The organism is Acidovorax sp. T1, from assembly GCF_002176815.1.
Classification (GTDB): Bacteria; Pseudomonadota; Gammaproteobacteria; order Burkholderiales; family Burkholderiaceae_C; genus Acidovorax.
The window spans coordinates 667,884-687,829 of sequence record NZ_CP021648.1; the positions used below are offsets into that span (position 1 = coordinate 667,884).

The 19,946-nt window shown below is 61.5% G+C and carries 17 protein-coding genes and 2 rRNA genes; 17 read left to right on the forward strand and 2 right to left on the reverse strand.

Annotated elements, in window-relative coordinates; translation table 11 throughout:
* Positions 1–49 precede the first annotated feature (49 nt).
* The 4 genes from CCX87_RS03195 (at position 50) to CCX87_RS03210 (ending at position 5,027) form a co-directional block, all read left to right on the forward strand.
* Positions 50–2,928: ribosomal RNA gene (locus CCX87_RS03195) — 23S ribosomal RNA — on the forward strand.
* 141 nt (positions 2,929–3,069) lie between these two features.
* Positions 3,070–3,182: ribosomal RNA gene (gene rrf, locus CCX87_RS03200) — 5S ribosomal RNA — on the forward strand.
* 146 nt (positions 3,183–3,328) lie between these two features.
* A protein-coding gene (locus tag CCX87_RS03205) for an IS3 family transposase (protein ID WP_087743675.1) occupies positions 3,329–4,527 on the forward strand; the annotation gives its coding sequence in 2 pieces (ribosomal slippage) (positions 3,329–3,596 and positions 3,596–4,527; 1,200 coding nt in all).
* Between the two features lie 74 nt (positions 4,528–4,601).
* Positions 4,602–5,027, forward strand: a complete 426-nt coding sequence (locus tag CCX87_RS03210; protein WP_232476471.1) for a MerR family transcriptional regulator — start codon at positions 4,602–4,604, stop codon at positions 5,025–5,027.
* On the opposite strand, the gene istB is transcribed toward CCX87_RS03210, so the two are convergent.
* Both istB and istA read right to left on the reverse strand, forming a co-directional pair.
* Positions 5,022–5,786, reverse strand: a complete 765-nt coding sequence (gene istB, locus CCX87_RS03215) for an IS21-like element helper ATPase IstB (RefSeq protein WP_060983853.1) — start codon at positions 5,784–5,786, stop codon at positions 5,022–5,024. The genes CCX87_RS03210 and istB overlap by 6 nt on opposite strands.
* Entirely contained in the window at positions 5,783–7,423 is a 1,641-nt protein-coding gene (gene istA, locus CCX87_RS03220) for an IS21 family transposase (RefSeq protein WP_087743140.1), read from the reverse strand. The genes istB and istA overlap by 4 nt, the downstream gene beginning before the upstream one ends.
* 32 nt (positions 7,424–7,455) lie before the next feature.
* Here istA and CCX87_RS20680 point away from each other — a divergent pair, with 32 nt between their 5' ends.
* The 13 genes from CCX87_RS20680 to CCX87_RS03280 all read left to right on the forward strand — a co-directional run bounded on the left by CCX87_RS20680 (position 7,456) and on the right by CCX87_RS03280 (position 19,936).
* Positions 7,456–7,626, forward strand: coding sequence for a hypothetical protein (locus tag CCX87_RS20680; RefSeq protein WP_157667101.1), 171 nt, complete (start codon positions 7,456–7,458; stop codon positions 7,624–7,626).
* A 120-nt stretch (positions 7,627–7,746) separates the two neighbouring features.
* Complete coding sequence (locus tag CCX87_RS03225) at positions 7,747–8,130, forward strand: PaaI family thioesterase (RefSeq protein ID WP_198314785.1); 384 nt, start codon at positions 7,747–7,749, stop codon at positions 8,128–8,130.
* A gap of 39 nt (positions 8,131–8,169) precedes the next feature.
* The gene (locus CCX87_RS03230) at positions 8,170–9,360 is read left to right on the forward strand and encodes an isovaleryl-CoA dehydrogenase (RefSeq protein WP_087743679.1); all 1,191 of its coding nucleotides are present in this window, start codon (positions 8,170–8,172) and stop codon (positions 9,358–9,360) included.
* A gap of 30 nt (positions 9,361–9,390) precedes the next feature.
* Positions 9,391–10,050 (forward strand): carbonate dehydratase, encoded by a 660-nt coding sequence (gene can / locus CCX87_RS03235; protein WP_087743681.1) that lies wholly within the window; start codon positions 9,391–9,393, stop codon positions 10,048–10,050.
* 57 nt (positions 10,051–10,107) lie between these two features.
* Positions 10,108–11,913, forward strand: coding sequence for a bifunctional isocitrate dehydrogenase kinase/phosphatase (gene aceK, locus CCX87_RS03240; RefSeq protein WP_087743684.1), 1,806 nt, complete (start codon positions 10,108–10,110; stop codon positions 11,911–11,913).
* 68 nt (positions 11,914–11,981) lie between these two features.
* Entirely contained in the window at positions 11,982–13,175 is a 1,194-nt protein-coding gene (locus CCX87_RS03245; RefSeq protein ID WP_087743686.1) for an acetyl-CoA C-acyltransferase, read from the forward strand.
* Positions 13,176–13,298: 123 nt separating this feature from the next.
* Positions 13,299–13,475, forward strand: a complete 177-nt coding sequence (locus CCX87_RS03250; protein ID WP_232476472.1) for a DUF695 domain-containing protein — start codon at positions 13,299–13,301, stop codon at positions 13,473–13,475.
* Positions 13,476–13,488: 13 nt separating this feature from the next.
* Positions 13,489–14,121: a pyridoxamine 5'-phosphate oxidase family protein gene (locus CCX87_RS03255; protein ID WP_087743687.1), complete on the forward strand. Its 633-nt coding sequence runs from the start codon at positions 13,489–13,491 to the stop codon at positions 14,119–14,121.
* 99 nt (positions 14,122–14,220) lie between these two features.
* Positions 14,221–14,889, forward strand: a complete 669-nt coding sequence (locus CCX87_RS03260) for an SDR family oxidoreductase (RefSeq protein WP_087743690.1) — start codon at positions 14,221–14,223, stop codon at positions 14,887–14,889.
* Between the two features lie 40 nt (positions 14,890–14,929).
* Positions 14,930–16,060 (forward strand): acyl-CoA dehydrogenase family protein, encoded by a 1,131-nt coding sequence (locus CCX87_RS03265; protein ID WP_087743693.1) that lies wholly within the window; start codon positions 14,930–14,932, stop codon positions 16,058–16,060.
* A gap of 378 nt (positions 16,061–16,438) precedes the next feature.
* Positions 16,439–17,401 carry an acetaldehyde dehydrogenase (acetylating) gene (locus CCX87_RS03270; protein WP_087743695.1) on the forward strand — a complete coding sequence of 321 codons (963 nt, stop codon included), beginning with the start codon at positions 16,439–16,441 and terminating at the stop codon, positions 17,399–17,401.
* An 11-nt stretch (positions 17,402–17,412) separates the two neighbouring features.
* Positions 17,413–18,438, forward strand: a complete 1,026-nt coding sequence (dmpG, locus tag CCX87_RS03275) for a 4-hydroxy-2-oxovalerate aldolase (protein ID WP_087743697.1) — start codon at positions 17,413–17,415, stop codon at positions 18,436–18,438.
* A 145-nt stretch (positions 18,439–18,583) separates the two neighbouring features.
* Positions 18,584–19,936 carry an MFS transporter gene (locus tag CCX87_RS03280; RefSeq protein ID WP_087743699.1) on the forward strand — a complete coding sequence of 451 codons (1,353 nt, stop codon included), beginning with the start codon at positions 18,584–18,586 and terminating at the stop codon, positions 19,934–19,936.
* Positions 19,937–19,946 lie beyond the last annotated feature (10 nt).

Here is a 19,946-nt window from a genome sequence, read left to right on the forward strand (position 1 = left end):
AAGTCCTTGAGATGACGGCGGTATCTTGAAAGAGATGTCAAAGTTATAGGGTCAAGTGACTAAGAGCATGTGGTGGATGCCTTGGCGATTACAGGCGACGAAAGACGTGATAGCCTGCGAAAAGCTTCGGGGAGCTGGCAAATAAGCATTGATCCGGAGATATCTGAATGGGGAAACCCACCTCGCAAGAGGTATCGCATGATGAATACATAGTCATGCGAGGCGAACCGGGTGAACTGAAACATCTCAGTAGCTCGAGGAAAAGACATCAACCGAGATTCCGAAAGTAGTGGCGAGCGAAATCGGAAGAGCCTTCTAGTGATAGCACGACTGTTAGCAAAACGGGATGGAAAGTCCGGCCATAGCAGGTGATAGCCCTGTATGCGAAAACAGACGTGTGGTACTAAGCTGGAGAAAAGTAGGGCGGGACACGAGAAATCCTGTCTGAATATGGGGGGACCATCCTCCAAGGCTAAATACTCGTAATCGACCGATAGTGAACCAGTACCGTGAGGGAAAGGCGAAAAGAACCCCGGGAGGGGAGTGAAATAGATCCTGAAACCGCATGCTTACAAAAAGTAGGAGCCCTTAGGGGTGACTGCGTACCTTTTGTATAATGGGTCAGCGACTTACATTCAGTGGCAAGGTTAACCGAATAGGGAAGCCGTAGAGAAATCGAGTCCGAATAGGGCGAATCAGTCGCTGGGTGTAGACCCGAAACCAAGTGATCTATCCATGGCCAGGATGAAGGTGCCGTAACAGGTACTGGAGGTCCGAACCCACTAGTGTTGCAAAACTAGGGGATGAGCTGTGGATAGGGGTGAAAGGCTAAACAAACTTGGAAATAGCTGGTTCTCTCCGAAAACTATTTAGGTAGTGCCTCAAGTATTACCTGCGGGGGTAGAGCACTGTTTAGGCTAGGGGGTCATGGCGACTTACCAAACCTATGCAAACTCCGAATACCGCAGAGTACAGCTTGGGAGACAGAGCACCGGGTGCTAACGTCCGGACTCAAGAGGGAAACAACCCAGACCGCCAGCTAAGGTCCCTAAAATTGGCTAAGTGGGAAACGAAGTGGGAAGGCTAAAACAGTCAGGATGTTGGCTTAGAAGCAGCCATCATTTAAAGAAAGCGTAATAGCTCACTGATCGAGTCGTCCTGCGCGGAAGATGTAACGGGGCTAAGCCAGTTACCGAAGCTGCGGATGTGCAATTTATTGCACGTGGTAGGAGAGCGTTCTGTAGGCCTGTGAAGGTGTCTGGTAACGGATGCTGGAGGTATCAGAAGTGCGAATGCTGACATGAGTAGCGTTAAAGGGGGTGAAAAGCCCCCTCGCCGTAAGCGCAAGGTTTTCTACGCAACGTTCATCGGCGTAGAGTGAGTCGGCCCCTAAGGCGAGGCAGAGATGCGTAGCTGATGGGAAACAGGTCAATATTCCTGTACCGATGTGTAGTGCGATGTGGGGACGGAGAAGGTTAGCTCAGCCAACTGTTGGATATGTTGGTTCAAGCCTGTAGTCGTGCCCGGTAGGCAAATCCGCCGGGCTTAGATGAGGGGTGATAACGAGGCTGCTTGCAGTCGAAGTGAGTGATACCCTGCTTCCAGGAAAAGCCACTAAGCTTCAGCTACACACGACCGTACCGCAAACCGACACTGGTGCGCGAGATGAGTATTCTAAGGCGCTTGAGAGAACTCAGGAGAAGGAACTCGGCAAATTGATACCGTAACTTCGGGAGAAGGTATGCCCCAAGTAGGTGAACTCGTACAGAGGGAGCCCAACGGGGTTGCAAAAAATCGGTGGCTGCGACTGTTTAATAAAAACACAGCACTCTGCAAACACGAAAGTGGACGTATAGGGTGTGACGCCTGCCCGGTGCTGGAAGATTAAATGATGGGGTGCAAGCTCTTGATTGAAGTCCCAGTAAACGGCGGCCGTAACTATAACGGTCCTAAGGTAGCGAAATTCCTTGTCGGGTAAGTTCCGACCTGCACGAATGGCGTAACGATGGCCACACTGTCTCCTCCTGAGACTCAGCGAAGTTGAAATGTTTGTGATGATGCAATCTCCCCGCGGAAAGACGGAAAGACCCCATGAACCTTTACTGTAGCTTTGTATTGGACTTTGAACAGATCTGTGTAGGATAGGTGGGAGGCTTTGAAGTGAGGACGCTAGTTCTCATGGAGCCAACGTTGAAATACCACCCTGGTGTGTTTGAGGTTCTAACCTAGGTCCATTATCTGGATCGGGGACAGTGCATGGTAGGCAGTTTGACTGGGGCGGTCTCCTCCCAAAGCGTAACGGAGGAGTTCGAAGGTACGCTAGTTACGGTCGGACATCGTGACGATAGTGCAATGGCATAAGCGTGCTTAACTGCGAGACTGACAAGTCGAGCAGATGCGAAAGCAGGACATAGTGATCCGGTGGTTCTGTATGGAAGGGCCATCGCTCAACGGATAAAAGGTACTCTGGGGATAACAGGCTGATACCGCCCAAGAGTTCATATCGACGGCGGTGTTTGGCACCTCGATGTCGGCTCATCTCATCCTGGGGCTGTAGCCGGTCCCAAGGGTATGGCTGTTCGCCATTTAAAGAGGTACGTGAGCTGGGTTTAAAACGTCGTGAGACAGTTTGGTCCCTATCTTCCGTGGGCGCTGCAGATTTGAGGAAGCCTGCTCCTAGTACGAGAGGACCGGAGTGGACACACCTCTGGTGTATCGGTTGTCACGCCAGTGGCATTGCCGAGTAGCTAAGTGTGGAAGAGATAACCGCTGAAAGCATCTAAGCGGGAAACTCGTTTCAAGATGAGATCTGCCGGGGCCTTGAGCCCCCTGAAGAGTCGTTCAAGACCAGGACGTTGATAGGCAGGGTGTGGAAGCGCAGTAATGCGTTAAGCTAACCTGTACTAATTGCTCGTGCGGCTTGACCCTATAACTTTGATAGCCAACACATGCAAGTGTGAACAGCTCAAAGATTGTTATGCCAAGTTGACGCAGTCAAAACATAAAATCTGATTCCAAACTCTATGAATTCGCCAGGCAGTTCACAAAACTGCCCAGCACCAAGTTATGCCTGATGACCATAGCAAGTTGGTACCACTCCTTCCCATCCCGAACAGGACAGTGAAACGACTTTGCGCCGATGATAGTGCGGGTTCCCGTGTGAAAGTAGGTCATCGTCAGGCTCTTACAGCCCAGTAACGCCCCACTCAAACTTTGAGTGGGGCGTTCTGCTTTGGAATCTCACAATCGCCTGCACCACCGCACTGAGGTTGCCCCTGAAAAGTGGAGTTCTTAACCCTTGTTGAAAATACCGACAAGGAGTTCAGAGATGAGTGACAAGCAGGTGCGTGCGCAGTACACGCGAGAGTTCAAGCAGGAGGCCGTTCGGCAGGTCCGCTCGGGTCAGGCGATTGCGGTGGTGGCCAAGGTACTGGGCATCCCCAAAGCGAGCCTGGGCAACTGGGTGCGGCTGTCAGCCAAGGGAGAATTGGACGGTGCGGGCGGTGGTGACAAGGGCATCCAAGTCTCGCCCGAGCAGATGGAGATAGCCCGGTTGCGTGCAGAGAATGCTCGCCTTCGCATGGAGCGCGACATCGCAAAAAAAGCCGCGGCGTACTTCGCGCAGGACACGCTGCGAGGTACGCCTGGATTCACCAAATGAGAAAGCTGTACCCGGTGAGTGTGTCCTGCGGGGTGCTGGAGGTCAGCGCGAGCGGGTACTTCAACTGGCTGCGCCGGCGTGAGTCTGGCCACGGTGGACCTGCCCGGCGTCACAGCGACGAAGCCCTGCTGGCGTACATGCGCGCCATCCACGCCGAGGTGAAGGGGGAATACGGCTGGCCACGCATGCACAAGGAACTGCTGGCCCGGGGCATCCGAGTGGGCAAAGACCGGGTGCGCAAGCTCATGCAGCAGCACGGCATCAGGGCCAAGACCAAGCGCAAGTTCGTGGTGACCACCGATAGCCGCCACAGCCTGCCGGTGGCGCCCGACTTGGTACAGCGGCGCTTCAACCCCGAGGCGCCCAACCAGCTCTGGAGTGGCGACATCACCTACATCCAAACCGACGAGGGCTGGCTGTACCTGGCTGCGGTCATCGACCTGTTCAACCGTCAGGTGGTGGGCTGGAGCCTGCAGCCGCACATGCAGGCCAGCCTGGTCAAGGACGCGCTGGCCATGGCGTGGTGGCGCCGCAGGCCGCCTCCTGGGCTGATATTCCACAGCGACCGGGGCAGCCAGTATTGCAGCCATGAGTTCCAGGATGCCTTGAAGGGCTGGGGCATGCGTTCATCGATGAGCAGAAAGGGTAACTGCTGGGACAACGCACCGACCGAGAGCTTCTGGGGTCGGCTGAAAACAGCCGGCGTACATGGGTGCAAATTCGCTACCCGTGAGCAGGCCAGGCAGGCGGTGATGGCCCTGATGGCCTTCTACAATCACCGCAGGCTGCATTCGTCGCTGGGCTACCTCAGCCCGATGCAGTACGAGCAGCGCTGGCACGAGGCACAGCGTAAAAAGGCCGCGTGAACCGTGGGTTAAGAGCTACACGAAACAGGGGCAAGGTCTCTTGTCCAAAATTTGCAACGCAGCACTACTCCACTATGGCTCCTACCTACACCATCAGCGATCTTGCTAAAGAGTTTGATCTCACCACGCGCGCCATACGTTTTTACGAAGACATGGGCCTATTGCAGCCCGCGCGCAACGGGCCGGCTGGTCGAAATCGGGTATACAGCGCAAGGGACCGCACACGGCTGCGCCTAACGTTGCGTGCCAAGCGCCTGGGGTTGTCACTGAGCGAGGCCAAGGAAATCATTGACCTCTATGACAGCCCACGCGATACGGGCGTCCAATTGCGCAAATTCCTCGATGTGCTGGTGGTTCACCGCCGACAGCTGGAAGACCAGATGGCCGACCTGCGTGCAAATCTGGAAGAGGTGCAGGAGCATGAAAACCCCGATGGCCAGGTCAAATTCCCCCACCCTTGGCCACCCCAAATTCCCCCAGGCAGGACGGTCGGATTATGACGACTCGGGCGTGATGGCGATGCGTGCGGCAGCCTCCTTGAGGCGGTAGCTCTTGCCCTCGAACTCCAGCATTGCGCAGCGGTGCATGAGGCGGTCCAGGATGGTGGTGGCCATGGTGGCGTCGCCCAGATATTTGCCCCAGTCCTGCACCACGCGGTTGGATGTGATGACGATGGAGCGGCGCAGCTTGTAGCGCTGGTGCACGATGGCCTGCAGCACCTCGGCTGCGTGCTCGCTGATGCGTCTGGCCAGGAACAGGTCATCGAGGATGATCAGGTCCGGTGAGACCCAGTCCTTGAGCAGCTCGGTGCGCTCTGAGTCGCTGGCCAACGCGTAGCGAGCAAACTCGGTGTCGGCTTCCAGGTAACGCGCGTCGTATCCCTGCAGCGTGGCCTGGTAGGCCACGGCCTTGGCCACATGGCTCTTGCCGGTACCGGGCTTGCCGATGATCAGCGCATTGGCGCCCTCGCCGATGAACTTCAGGGTATGCAACTCGAAGCAGGCGCTGCGCGGCAGCTTCGGGTTGAAACGCCAGTCGAAGTCAGCCAGCGAGGGCCGCTCATCCAGGCCCGAGCGCTTGAAGCGGCGCTCGGTCAGACGCGAGCGCCGGCGGTCCAGTTCGTCTTGCAGCATGGCCCCAAAGGTCTCCAGGAAGGGCTCCTGCGCGGCCTGGGCCTGCATCACGCGGGTGGACAGGGTCTCGGCAATGCCGGACAGACGCAGCTCGCGCAGCGCGCGTTCGATCTCGATCATGTTCATGGCTGAATTCCAGGTGCGTTGTTGGTGTTGTTGGTGGTGGTGTTCGCCGTGGCGGACTCGAGCGTGCTCGTGGCTGTGACGGCCGCAGCGTGCGCGAACAGATCGGCGTACTCATCGGCGTCGCGGATGAGCTCGTGCTGCTGGGTCAGCGTGCGCCCGCCGCCGGCGGGCGCACCGCTGGACTGGGTCTCGATGGCGTTGAGCGCCTGGGCAAAGATGGCCTCGGTCAAAGCCAGCACGCGCTTGTAGCTGTAAATCCCCTGCTCCAGGGCCTGTGCGCAGGCGGTGTCGACGCAGTGCGCTGGGTATCGCCTGGCCAGGCTGACGATGCCCCAGAGCTTGCGCTGGCCCACCCGACCCTCGATGGCAAAGAGCAGCTCACACAGCCGTTTGGCGTGCTCACCGATCTCGCCAGCCTGACGCAGGATCAGACGGGTCTCGCGCGAAGGATTGAATACCCGCTCCTCCATGGGCAGCACCACCGTGCCGGGGCGCTCGGCTTTGGCGTGGGTGCGCAGCAAGGCGCCGGTTTGCAGATCGCGGATCTCGATGCGCTGGGCATAGATGCGCACCAGCATCTTGGAGCCGATGTTCGCCGGGCGAGCGGCGTAGCTGCTGTGATCCACCCGCACGCAGCTGTCGTCGCAGACGGTGCGCACCGCCTCCTCGAAATACTGCATGCCCAGGAGCGGCAGAGGTTTGAGGTGGCTGCGCTCCTCCTCGAACATGGCCTGCACCTGGCGCCGCTCGGTGCCGTGGATGCGCTTGGCTGCCCAGCTCTTCTCCCAGTGCGCCAGGAACTCGTTCTGGGCCTCGATGGACTCAAAGCGCCGGCCCTTCAAGGCCGTGGCCTGGGTGTGGCCAATGGCATGCTCCACCGTGCCCTTGCGGTTGGGGTCTCGCACCCGCGCCGGGTCGGCCACCACGCCATAGTGCGCCAGGGTGGCGGCGTAGACTTTGTTGAGTTCGGGCTCGTACAGGTCGGGCTTGAAGACGCCTTCCTTCAGATTGTCCAGAACCACGTACTGCGGGCAGCCACCGAAGTACCGCAGAGCCTGCTCGTGCAACTCGGCCCAGATTTGCTGGCTGGACTTCCAGACCACGCAGCGGAAACTGGCGCGCGAGTAGCGCAGCGTGGCCACGAACAGGCGGGGCTTGCGGTACCGCTCGCTGCCCGGCACGCGGGTGGGCGCGCCCTCGCCGTAGTCCACCTGCATCTCCTCCCCAGGCAGAAAGGACAGGCGGTCGAACTGCTCGGGCTCCTTGTGGCGCAGCTTTGCACAGAAGCGTTTGACCGAGTTGTACTGACCAGTAAATCCGTGCTGGTCGACCAGGTCCTGGAAGATGGCCATGGCGTTGCGCTTCAGACGCAACTGGGCTTCGATGAACTCGCGCCAGGGTTCGCACAGGGAGGTGGCCACCGGCACAGCAGCCGGTGGCCAGGGTGGGGGAATTTGCTGGGCCGAGCCGGTGGCCACCCCGGGGGAATTTGACTGCAGTTGCTCCAGCCAGCGTTGGTGATAGCTCCTGACCGTCTTGCGGTCGATGCCCGTGATGCGGGCGATCTCGCGTTGCGATGTATTGCGCTCCAGCAGTGTCTCTATGGTGGCGCGTTGGTTGGACTTCAAGACATTCACTCCTTGGCCTTCCCTCGAGGAAGACCGGATCAATGTCCTGCCAACAGGTGCCGACGGCGCCGGCGTTTAACCCCTATCCCCGATCAGTTCAGGTGGGGGAGTTTGAGGTGGCCATAGACGGGGGAATTTGGGTGGCCATCAGGGATGAAAAAGAAGCCCGTGACCTGTTGCTGAAAATGGAAAAAAAAATCGCTGATAATTGACGTTTACGTAAACGTAATGGTTCATCAAAGCAAGGAGACCGCGTGAGTACCACCCCCTTCGATGTCCAGACAAAAACCTATGCCGAACGCGTGCATGAAAGTTTTGCGCGCCAAGGGGCCATGCAGACGCTTGGCGCTCGGCTGGGGATTGTTGCTCCCGGCGCTGTCAACATCGAACTGGATTGGGCAGCAGGTCTCACTCAGCAGCATGGCTTTCTGCACGCGGGGATGGTAGCCACCGCCCTGGATTCCGCTTGTGGATACGCAGGATTGACCTTGATGGCCGAAGATGCAGCCATTCTCACCATCGAATTCAAGATCAACCTGCTGGCACCGGCGCGCGGCGAGCGCTTTCGCATGGAGGGTCGGGTGCTCAAGCCGGGCCGCACGATCACCGTCTGCGAAGGACGCGCTTTTGCACTGGAAGGTCCGAAGGAAAAGCTGGTCGCCACCATGGGCTGCACGCTGATGGCGGTCACTGGCCGCGAAAACATCCGCCACTGAACCCCGATTCCATTCCATTGATCCGAGGAGACATCCACCGTGAGCATTCCCGCCAACATTCCAGGCCTCAATTTCCAGTTGGGAGACGACGTCGACGCACTGCGCGACGCGGTCCGCGATTTTGCGCAGGCGGAAATTACGCCACGCGCCGCAGAAATCGACCGTTCCGACCAGTTCCCGATGGATCTGTGGCGCAAGATGGGTGACCTCGGCGTGCTCGGCATCACCGTACCCGAACAGTATGGCGGCGCGGCCATGGGCTACCTGGCTCACATGGTCGCCATGGAAGAAATCTCGCGCGCCAGCGCGTCGGTAGGTTTGTCCTATGGCGCCCACAGCAACCTGTGCGTGAACCAGATCAACCGTAACGGCAACGAGGCACAAAAGGCCAAGTACCTGCCCAAGCTCATCAGCGGAGAGCACGTGGGCGCGCTGGCCATGAGCGAACCCGGCGCGGGCTCGGACGTGATCAGCATGAAGCTCAAGGCCGAGGACAAAGGCGGCTACTACCTGCTCAACGGCAGCAAGATGTGGATCACCAATGGCCCCGATGCCGACACCCTGGTGGTGTATGCCAAGACCGAGCCTGAAATGGGTGCGCGCGGCGTCACGGCCTTCCTGATCGAGAAGGGCATGAAGGGCTTCTCCATTGCGCAAAAGCTGGACAAGCTGGGCATGCGCGGCAGCCACACGGGCGAACTGGTCTTCCAAGACGTGGAAGTGCCCGCAGAAAACGTGCTGGGCGGCGTGAACAACGGTGCCAAGGTGCTCATGAGTGGCCTGGACTACGAACGCGCGGTGCTGACCGGCGGCCCGCTGGGCATCATGCAGTCCGTGATGGACAACGTGATCCCTTACATTCACGACCGCAAGCAGTTTGGCCAGAGCATTGGCGAGTTCCAGCTCATCCAGGGCAAGGTGGCCGACATGTACACCGTGCTGCAGGCAGGCCGTTCGTTTGCCTACACTGTGGCCAAGAACCTCGACATGCTCGGCACCGACCATGTGCGCCAGGTGCGCAAGGACTGCGCCAGCGTGATTCTGTGGTGTGCCGAAAAGGCCACCTGGATGGCGGGAGAAGGTGTGCAGGTGTTTGGTGGCAACGGCTACATCAATGAGTACCCGCTGGGCCGCCTGTGGCGCGATGCCAAGCTCTATGAAATTGGCGCCGGCACCAGCGAGATCCGCCGCATGCTGATTGGCCGCGAGCTGTTTGCCGAGACTTGCTGAGTTCCCGCTTTGCACTAACCAAAGGACAACATGCCCTCATCGATCGACGATCTGTTTGTTCACAACCGCGCCTGGGCGGCCCAGATGGAGCGCGAGCGCCCTGGCTTTTTCACAGGTTTGCTGGCCCAGCAAAAGCCCAAGTACATGTGGATCGGCTGCTCGGACAGCCGCGTGCCAGCCAACCAGATCACGGGCCTGGAGCCCGGTGAAATTTTTGTCCACCGTAACGTGGCCAATGTGGTCGTGCCGACCGATCTGAACTGCCTGTCCACCATCCAGTACGCGGTGGACCAGTTGCACATCGAGCACCTGATGGTGGTGGGCCACTATGGCTGCGGCGGGGTGTTGGCGGCACTGGAGGGCACGCGTGTGGGGCTGGCCGACAACTGGATCCGCCATGTGCAGGACGTGCGCGACCGCCACCGCGACCTGATTGCGGCCACGGCGCCCGAGTGGCGCCACGATGTGCTGTGCGAGCTCAACGCCATCGAGCAGGTCGTCAACATCGCCCAGACCACGGTGATGCTGGACGCCTGGGGCCGGGGCCAGAAGGTCACGCTGCATAGCTGGTGCTATGGGCTCAAAGATGGCCTCATCAACAACCTGCACATGTCCGTGGACAGCACCCAAGGTCTGGACTCGCTGTACAAGGCGGCGATTGCAGGGGTGGCTGCTGCCAAGCGGCAGTAGGCAGGCCGCCACGGCACCCGCTTTGCGACGGTTGCGCTGACGAAGAAGCCCGCCACCATGTTTCCTCAGCGCCTTGATGCCCCCCAGGCCTACGGCATCGCCAAGGCCATGATGGATGGCTTCAACCGCCATTACCGGCTGTTTCGCACCGAGTCCGCTCGGGCCAAGCATCGCTTTGAAACCGGCGACTGGCATGGCCAGCAGCGGGCGCAGCGCGAGCGCATCGAGTTTTACGACCTGCGCGTGAAGGAGTGTGTGCGCCGGCTGGAGAAGGAGTTCGGCGCGGGCGCACAGCCCATGGACGTGTGGCACCAGATCAAGCTGCATTACATCGGGCTGCTGGTCAACCACCACCAGCCCGAGCTGGCCGAGACCTTTTTCAACTCGGTCACCACCAAAATCCTGCACCGCACGCATTTCCACAACGATTTCATCTTCGTGCGGCCTGCGGTCAGCACCGAATACATCGAGAACGACGAGCCCGCTGCGCGCCCTACCTACCGCGCCTATTACCCGTCGCGGGACACGCTGGGTGAAACGTTTCAGACCATCATCGAGAACTTCCGGCTCCAGCGCGAATTCGCCAACCTGCCGCGCGACACCGCCTGTGTGGTGGATGCCATGCGCAGCCGTCTGGACAAGGTCAAGCTGCGCACCAACTTCCAGATCCAGGTGCTCGCCAGCCTGTTCTTTCGCAACAAGGGCGCCTATGTGGTGGGCAAGATCATCAACGGTTTCAGCGAACTGCCGTTTGCCCTGCCCATCCTGCACGACGATGTTGGCCGCCTGTTCATCGACGCCGCGCTGTTTGGCGAAGACGACATGCAGATGCTGTTCAGCTTTGCCCGGGCCTACTTCATGGTGGACATGGAGGTGCCCAGCGCCTACATGCAGTTTTTGCGCAGCCTCATGCCGCGCAAGCCGCGCGCCGAAATTTACAACGCGCTGGGCCTGGCCAAGCAGGGCAAGACGCTGTTTTATCGCGACTTTCTTTATCACCTGAAACATTCCAGCGACCAGTTCCGCATCGCGCCCGGCATCAAGGGCATGGTGATGCTGGTGTTCGACCTGCCGAGCTTTCCGTTCGTGTTCAAGCTCATCAAGGACTACTTCCCGCCGCCCAAGGACACCACGCGTGAGCAGATCAAGGCCAAGTATTTGCTGGTCAAGCAGCACGACCGCGTGGGCCGCATGGCCGACACGCTGGAATACAGCGAAGTGGCCTTCCCGCGCGACCGGTTTGATGATGCGCTGATTGCCGAGATCGAGAAGTTCGCCCCCAGCCAGCTCGAAATCAGCGACCGCGATGGTGACGGCCAGACCGAGGTCATCATCAAGCACCTGTACATCGAGCGGCGCATGATCCCGCTCAACATCTATTTGCAGGAAGCCTTCGACACCGGCCTGTCAGACCCGCGCGCCCACCAGCAGATGGAGCGCAGCGTGATCGAATATGGCAACGCCATCAAGGACCTGGTGGCCGCCAACATCTTCCCCGGCGACATGCTCTGGAAGAACTTTGGCGTCACGCGCAACGGCAAGGTCGTGTTTTACGACTACGACGAGATCGAATACCTCACCGACTGCAACTTCCGCCGCGTGCCCACGCCGCGCAACGAAGAGGAAGAAATGAGCGGCGAGGTCTGGTACACCGTGGGCCCGCACGACGTGTTCCCCGAAACCTTTGGTCCCTTTCTGCTGGGTAACGACGCTGTGCGCAAGGTGTTCATGCAGCACCACGCCGACCTGCTCGACGCTGCATTCTGGCAGTCGCACAAGGAGCGCATCCAGGCAGGCCAGATGCTCGATGTGTTCCCCTACGACACGGAGCGGCGCTTTGCACAGGGCACTGCGGCTGGCTGACCGCTCGCCAAGCCCCGGTTGTCCACCCTCCCACTTTTCCTCTAACCATTACCCAGGAGACCTTCACCATGTCCATGACCATCCAAGACCCCATCGTCATCGTCGGCGCCGCACGCACCCCCATGGGCTCGCTGCAGGGCGACTTTTCCAGCTTGGCCGCGCACGACCTGGGCGGTGCCGCCATCAAGGCCGCCATGGATCGCGCCGGTGTGTTGCCCGATGCCGTCGGCGAGGTGCTGTTCGGCAACTGCCTGATGGCCGGCCAGGGCCAGGCGCCTGCGCGCCAGGCAGCCTTCAAGGGCGGGCTGCCCAAGGGCGCGGGCGCCGTCACGCTGTCCAAGATGTGCGGCTCGGGCATGAAGGCCGCGATGATGGCGCACGACATGCTGCTGGCCGGCACACACGACGTGATGGTGGCAGGCGGCATGGAGAGCATGACCAACGCCCCCTACCTGCTGCAAAAGGGCCGCGGCGGCTACCGCCTGGGCCACGACCGCATTTTTGACCACATGATGCTCGACGGTCTGGAGGATGCCTATGAGCCCGGCCGTTCCATGGGTACCTTCGGTGAAGACTGCGCCGCCAAATACCAGTTCACGCGCGAGCAGCAGGATGCGTTTGCCACCGCCAGCGTGCAGCGTGCCAAGGCGGCCACCGAGTCCGGCGCGTTCGCGGCCGAGATCGTGCCGGTGACGGTGAAAGACCGCAGCGGCGAGCGCGTGGTGTCGGTGGACGAAGGCCCCGGCAAGGTCAAGCTCGACAAGATCCCCACGCTCAAGCCCGCCTTCAAGAAGGACGGCACCATCACCGCCGCCTCCAGCTCCAGCATCAATGACGGCGCTGCCGCGCTGGTGATGATGCGCGCATCCACTGCCCAAAAGCTCGGTTGCAAGCCCCTGGCCCGCATCGTGAGCCACGCCACGCACGCGCAAGAGCCCGAGTGGTTTGCCACCGCCCCGCTGGGCGCTACGCAAAAGGCGCTGGCCAAGGCCGGCTGGGCCGTGGGCGATGTGCAGTTGTGGGAAATCAACGAAGCCTTCGCCGTGGTGCCCATGGCGCTCATGCAAGAGCTGGACCTGCCGCACGACAAGGTCAACGTGAACGGCGGCGCCTGCGCCCTGGGCCACCCCATCGGCGCCAGCGGTGCGCGCATCATGGTCACGCTGATGTATGCACTCAAGGCACGCGGCTTGACCAAGGGCCTGGCCACGCTGTGCATCGGCGGTGGCGAGGCCACGGCGGTGGCGCTGGAACTCGTTTGATGCGATAGGGAGATGGGATGATTTGGCTCTTTTCACCAAGACTGTGACGACTGCACCATCTCCCGAGATCACTGCCTTTGGGCGCGATTTGCCGCGTTGCTGGAGCTGCCGCAGCTGGGCATCATGGCCTCCACCATGACCCGCGCAGGCCGTCGCAAGGCGGTGTACTACGTGGGTGACGAGCAACTCGCCAAACAGGCGCTGGCGCCCTTGCTGCTGCACGACGAGGCCGCGTCGCTGGCGTTGAGCATCACCTACGACCCGGCATGGTCCGGCTATTTTGAATTCGCAGCCCATTGACCCGGAAGCAACCATGATCGAAACCCTCGAACAATTGCGTACCCTGTATGCCGCCCCCGGCGAGCGGGCCCTGCGCAAGCAACAGCCGCAGCTGGATGTGCACTGTCAGCGCTTCATTGCCCTGTCGCCGTTCTGTGTGGTGGCCAGTGGCGGAGCCCATGGTGCGTTGCTCGATGCCTCGCCACGCGGCGGCGCGCCGGGGTTCGTGAAGTCGCCCGACCCGCACACCCTGCTGCTGCCCGATGCGGGGGGCAACAACCGGCTCGACACCCTGACCAACCTGCTTGACGACCCGCGCATCGGTGTGCTGTTCATGATTCCGGGCGTGGACGAAACCCTGCGGGTGAACGGCACCGCGCGCCTGCGCGACGAGGCGCAGTACACCGACTTCTTCACCGCCGAGCGCCAGCGCCCAAAAATAGTGATCGAAGTGCGCGTGGCCGAGGCGTATCTGCACTGCTCCAAGGCTTTCATGCGCTCGCGGCTGTGGTCGGCCGATGCGCAGGTGGACCGCGCAGCGCTGCCCACCATGGGCCAGATGATTCACGACCAGATGGGCCTCGCCACCGAGCCGGAGTCGCAGGTCGCCATGCTGCAGCGCTATCGCGCCCAACTGGCGCAAGAGCAGCAGCTCGGTGACGCCTGATGGTGTCGATGTTGAAGTTGATGTTGAATGCTTCTATTTTGATAGCTGCTGGCGCTTGACGGATAAGCGCTAGAGCCCTATTTCATTCAAATTTTACCCATGAAATCCATACTTGTTATCGGCGCGTCGCGCGGCATCGGGCTGGAGCTGGTGCGCCAGTACACCGAGGCGGGCCGCCGCGTGATTGCCACCGTGCGCGACGACGCTGGCCGCGAGCGCGTGCAGGCCCTGGGGGCCGAGGCGCTGACCGTGGACGTGGTCAACCCTGCCAGCGTGAGCGGGCTGGCCTGGCAGCTGGATGGCGAGAAGATCGAGACTGCCTGGTATGTGGCGGGTGTCATCCGCCGCCCCAACGCGCTCACGCCGCCCACGCAGCAAGACTTTGACGCCGTCATGCACACCAACGTGCTGGGCGCCATGCAGACGCTGCCGCAGGTCGCGCCCCTGGTGGCCGATGCGCAGGGCGTGTTCGCGTTCCTGTCCTCGTCCATGTCGCAGATTGGCAGCGTGCCCAACAGCGGTTCGTGGCTGTACCGCACCAGCAAAGCCGCGTTGAACATGGCGGTGGCTGCAGCCCAGCATGACTACCCCAACGCCACGCTCATCACCATCGACCCCGGCTGGGTGCAGACCGACATGGGCGGCGAAGGCGCTGCGCTGACCGTGCAAGACAGCGTGCGCGGCTTGCGCGCCACCGTGGCGGGGGTGACTGCCGCCGACAAGGGCCGTCTGCTGCACCACGACGGTCGCCGCGCCGCGCACTGGTGAATTTTTTGACGAACAACGAATACAAGCCGGAGACAACACGATGCTGCTGACCCAAGACCAGGAAATGATCCGCGACGCAGTGCGCGACTTTGCGCAAGAGCAAATCGCGCCCCACGCCGCGCGGTGGGACAAGGAACACCACTTCCCCAAAGACGTGCACCAGGGCCTGGCGGCGCTGGGCGCTTACGGCATCTGCGTGCCCGAAGAATTTGGCGGTGCCAACCTCGACTACCTCACGCTCGCGCTGGTGCTCGAAGAAATCGCGGCCGGAGATGGCGGCACCAGCACCGCCATCAGCGTGACCAACTGCCCCGTCAACGCCATCCTCATGCGCTACGGCAACGTCCAGCAAAAGCGCGACTGGCTCACGCCCCTGGCCCAAGGCCAGATGCTGGGCGCGTTCTGTCTGACCGAGCCGCATGTGGGCTCGGACGCTTCCGCGCTGCGCACCACGGCGGTGAAGCAAGGCGATGAATATGTGATCAACGGCGTCAAGCAGTTCATCACCAGCGGCCAAAACGGCCAGGTCGCCATCGTCATCGCCGTCACCGACAAGGGTGCGGGCAAAAAGGGCATGAGCGCCTTCCTCGTGCCCACCAACAACCCCGGCTATGTGGTCGCGCGGCTCGAAGACAAACTGGGCCAGCACAGCAGCGATACGGCGCAGATCCACTTCGACCACTGCCGCATTCCGGCCGAGAACCTCATTGGCGCCGAAGGCGAGGGCTACAAGATCGCGCTGGGCGCGCTCGAAGGCGGGCGCATCGGTATCGCCGCCCAAAGCGTGGGCATGGCGCGCAGCGCGTTCGATGCGGCGCTGGCCTATGCAAAAGAGCGCGAAAGCTTCGGCCAGCCCATCTTCCACCACCAGGCCGTGGGCTTTCGCCTGGCCGACTGCGCCACGCAGATCGAGGCCGCGCGCCAACTCATCTGGCATGCCGCCGCGCTGCGCGATGCGGGCCGGCCCTGCCTCAAGGAAGCCGCCATGGCCAAGCTGTTCGCCAGCGAGATGGCCGAGCGGGTGTGCAGCGTCGCCATCCAGACGCTGGGCGGCTACGGCGTGGTCAGCGACTTCCCGGTCGAGCGCATCTACCGCGACGTGCGCGTCTGCCAGATCTACGAAGGCACGAGCGACGTGCAGAAGATCATCATCCAGCGCGCGCTGGCCTGACGCGGGCCGCGGCGGGAGGGGCGGAGACCGGTTCGCCGCCTTTGCGGTGCGTTGCCGGGGGGCATCGATCGGGTTTGCTCCTGATAAGTGAGCTGCTCGAACTTGCCTGGTAAGCACCAGAATCACTCTTAACTGCGATTTTCGCAGCGCTTTCACCACACCCGCCTGTGGCGCAGCAGCGTGGCCGCTGGTGAGCGTGCGCTGGCTTGCAGGCCCCATCTCCAGGGGTGTTCTCGCCGGCCCTGGCTGCTCCAGGGGGGCAGCCAGGGTATGATTTCTCACTTATTGAGAATCAATTTTATATATTGATTATTGAGAAAAAATCCCTACACTAGCGCCTTGTCCAAAGAGGGCGCAATGCCCTGATACAGGAGTAACGTGTCAAACGCTCAGAAAAAACTCAAGGCCGCGATCATTGGCAGCGGCAACATCGGCACCGACCTGATGATCAAGATCCTGCGCCACGGCCAGCACATCGAGATGGGCGCCATGGTGGGCATCGACCCGCAGTCCGATGGCCTGGCGCGCGCAGCGCGCATGGGCGTGGCCACCACGCACGAAGGCGTCGAAGGCCTCACGCGGCTGGACGTGTTCAAGGACATCGACGTGGTCTTTGACGCCACCAGCGCCGGCGCCCACGTCAAGAACGACGCCTTCCTGCGCAGTTTGAAGCCCGGCATCCGCCTGATCGACCTCACCCCCGCGGCCATTGGCCCCTACTGCATCCCGGTGGTCAACGGCGAAGACCACCTGGACGCCCTGAACGTGAACATGGTCACCTGCGGAGGCCAGGCCACCATCCCCATGGTCGCCGCCGTCTCGCGCGTGGCCAAGGTGCACTACGGCGAGATCGTCGCCTCCATCTCCAGCAAGAGCGCCGGCCCCGGCACCCGCGCCAACATCGACGAATTCACCGAAACCACCTCCAAAGCCATTGAAGTGGTGGGCGGCGCCGCCAAAGGCAAGGCCATCATCGTGCTCAACCCGGCCGAGCCGCCGCTGATCATGCGCGACACCGTCTACACCCTGAGCGACTTCGCCGATGAGGCTGCCATTGCCGCATCGGTCGAGCGCATGGCCGCCGACGTGCAGGCCTACGTGCCCGGCTACCGCTTGAAGCAAAAAGTGCAGTTCGACCGCATCGAAGGCCTGAACATCCCCGGCGTTGGCACCCACCTCAGTGGCCTTAAAACCTCGGTGTTCCTGGAAGTCGAGGGCGCAGCCCACTACCTGCCCGCCTACGCGGGCAACCTGGACATCATGACCAGCGCCGGCCTTCGCACCGCCGAGCACATGGCCCAGCGCATCCTGGCCGCCGCCAGCGCCAACGCCGCCGCCTGAAGGAGAACCGCATGAGCACCCCCCAATCCAAGAAGATCTACATCTCCGACGTGACGCTGCGCGATGGCAGCCACGCCATCCGCCACCAGTACAGCGTCGAGCAGGCCAAGCAAATCGCCAAGGCCCTGGACGACGCCAAGGTCGACTCCATCGAAGTCGCCCACGGTGACGGCCTGCAAGGCGGCAGCTTCAACTACGGCTTTGGAGCCCACACCGACGTGCAGTGGATCGAAGCCGTGGCCAGCGTCGTCAAACACGCCAAGATTGCCACCTTGCTCTTGCCGGGCATCGGCACCGTGCACGACTTGAAGGCCGCCTACGACGCGGGCGCGCGCATCGTGCGCGTGGCCACGCACTGCACCGAGGCCGACATCAGCCGCCAGCACATCGAATACGCCCGCCACCTGGGCATGGAAGCCGTGGGCTTTCTGATGATGAGCCACATGCAAACGCCGCAAGGGCTGGCCCAACAGGCCAAGCTCATGGAAAGCTACGGCGCCACCGTGTGCTACGTGGTCGACTCGGGCGGAGCCCTCTCCATGAACGACGTGCGCGACCGTTTCCGCGCCTTCAAGGACACGCTCAAGCCCGAGACGCAAACCGGCATGCACGCCCACCACAACCTGAGCCTGGGGGTGGCCAACTCCATCGTGGCGGTGGAAGAAGGCTGCGACCGGGTGGACGCGAGCCTGGCGGGCATGGGTGCGGGCGCGGGCAATGCGCCGCTGGAAGTGTTCATTGCCGCCGCAGCGCGCCTGGGCTGGAACCATGGCTGCGACCTGTACCAGCTGATGGATGCGGCCGACGACATCGTGCGCCCGCTGCAGGACCGGCCGGTGCGGGTGGACCGCGAGACGCTGGCCCTGGGCTACGCCGGGGTGTACAGCAGCTTCTTGCGCCACAGCGAGGTGGCGGCCCAGAAGTATGGCCTCAAAGCCGTGGACATTCTGGTGGAGCTGGGCAAGCGGCGCATGGTCGGTGGCCAGGAGGACATGATCGTGGATGTGGCGCTGGATCTGCTCAAGCAGCGCGCCTGAAGTCGACAGCGAGGGGCCGGGCAGACGCTTTCGGCGCAGGTCGCGCACATTCAAAAGATGTGCCGGATGCGTGCGGCGGGCGGCTGCTCCGGTGGGTACGGCATCTGATCGGTGCCAGTCAAACAACTGAGAGAGAAGTCAATACATGACTGCAACACAACTGAACCCCACGGCGGCTGAGCCCACTGCGGAAGCCTCCGTCAGCGATGCCGACCGTCGCCGTGCACTTTTCGGCAGCGCCGTGGGCAGCACGATCGAGTGGTACGACTATTTCCTTTACGGAACCATGTCGTCCATCGTTTTTGCCAAACTGTTTTTCCCCTCGAGTGACCCCGTCACCAGCCAGCTGCTGGCGCTTGCGTCGTTCGCGCTCGCCTTCCTGATCCGCCCCATTGGCGGCATTGTGTTCGCCCATGTCGGCGACCGTGTGGGCCGCAAGAAAACGCTGGTGATCACGCTGTCCATCATGGGTTTGTCCACGGTGGCGATCGGTTTCACGCCCACCTACGACCAAATTGGCATCTGGGCGCCGATTCTGCTGACCGTCCTGCGCCTGCTGCAGGGCCTGGCGCTGGGGGGTGAATGGGGCGGCGGCGTGCTGCTGGCCGTGGAATATTCGCCCGCCAACAAGCGCGGTTTCTTTGGTGCCGTGCCGCAAACCGGTGCGCTGTTCGGTCTGGCGCTGGGCAACCTGGCCACTTCGGGTCTGAGCACCGTGTTCTCGGAAGAAGCCTTCCTGTCCTACGGCTGGCGCATTCCGTTCGTGCTGTCCATCGTGCTGGTGCTGATCGGCATGTGGATTCGCAACAAGGTGGAAGAAACGCCGTCGTTCCGCAAGGTGGCCGCCGAGGCCAAGGCCAACCCTAAGGCCGCAGCCGGCAACAAGCTGCCGCTGATGGAAACGCTCACCCACCACTGGCGCCCCGTGCTGATCGCCATTGGCGCGAAGTTTGTTGAAACCTCGACGTTCTTCCTGTTTGCCACGTTCACCATCTCGTACCTGGTGAGCCTGGGCTACAAGCGCGTGGAAGCGCTCAACGTGGTGTTGATCGCCGCACTGATTGCCGTGCCTGTCATGCTGTTTTTCGGCGCGCTGTCGGACCGCATCGGCCGCAAGAAGGTGTTTGTGATGGGCACGATCGCCATTGCCATTTATGCCGGCCCGTACTTCTGGCTGCTGAACCAGGGCTCGGCCATGGTTTCGACGATCGCGGTGGTGGTCGGCTTCTCCATCATCTGGTCCACCTATGGCTCCGTGCTGGGCACTTTCTTTGCCGAGAGCTTTCCGCCCAATGTGCGCTACACCGGCATCTCGCTGGGCTACCAGGTGGGCGCGGCACTGGTGGGCGGCCCGATGCCGCTGATCGCCACGGCGCTGGTGGCTCACTATGGTGGCAGCTATGTGCCGGTCGCCATCTTCATTGGCTTGTGTGCACTGGTTTCGCTGATCGCCATCAGCTTCACCAAGGACCGTACCGGCCAACCGCTGGACGCGTAACTTGCAGGCA

Coding starts and splice junctions, on each gene's coding strand:
- CCX87_RS03210 (WP_232476471.1), top strand. CDS start 4,602: ATGGCTCCTACCTACACCATCAGCGATCTTGCTAAAGAGTTTGATCTC.
- istB (WP_060983853.1), bottom strand. CDS start 5,786: ATGAACATGATCGAGATCGAACGCGCGCTGCGCGAGCTGCGTCTGTCC.
- CCX87_RS20680 (WP_157667101.1), top strand. CDS start 7,456: ATGTCCTGCCAACAGGTGCCGACGGCGCCGGCGTTTAACCCCTATCCC.
- CCX87_RS03225 (WP_198314785.1), top strand. CDS start 7,747: ATGCAGACGCTTGGCGCTCGGCTGGGGATTGTTGCTCCCGGCGCTGTC.
- can (WP_087743681.1), top strand. CDS start 9,391: ATGCCCTCATCGATCGACGATCTGTTTGTTCACAACCGCGCCTGGGCG.
- aceK (WP_087743684.1), top strand. CDS start 10,108: ATGTTTCCTCAGCGCCTTGATGCCCCCCAGGCCTACGGCATCGCCAAG.
- CCX87_RS03245 (WP_087743686.1), top strand. CDS start 11,982: ATGTCCATGACCATCCAAGACCCCATCGTCATCGTCGGCGCCGCACGC.
- CCX87_RS03250 (WP_232476472.1), top strand. CDS start 13,299: ATGGCCTCCACCATGACCCGCGCAGGCCGTCGCAAGGCGGTGTACTAC.
- CCX87_RS03255 (WP_087743687.1), top strand. CDS start 13,489: ATGATCGAAACCCTCGAACAATTGCGTACCCTGTATGCCGCCCCCGGC.
- CCX87_RS03260 (WP_087743690.1), top strand. CDS start 14,221: ATGAAATCCATACTTGTTATCGGCGCGTCGCGCGGCATCGGGCTGGAG.
- CCX87_RS03265 (WP_087743693.1), top strand. CDS start 14,930: ATGCTGCTGACCCAAGACCAGGAAATGATCCGCGACGCAGTGCGCGAC.
- dmpG (WP_087743697.1), top strand. CDS start 17,413: ATGAGCACCCCCCAATCCAAGAAGATCTACATCTCCGACGTGACGCTG.
- CCX87_RS03280 (WP_087743699.1), top strand. CDS start 18,584: ATGACTGCAACACAACTGAACCCCACGGCGGCTGAGCCCACTGCGGAA.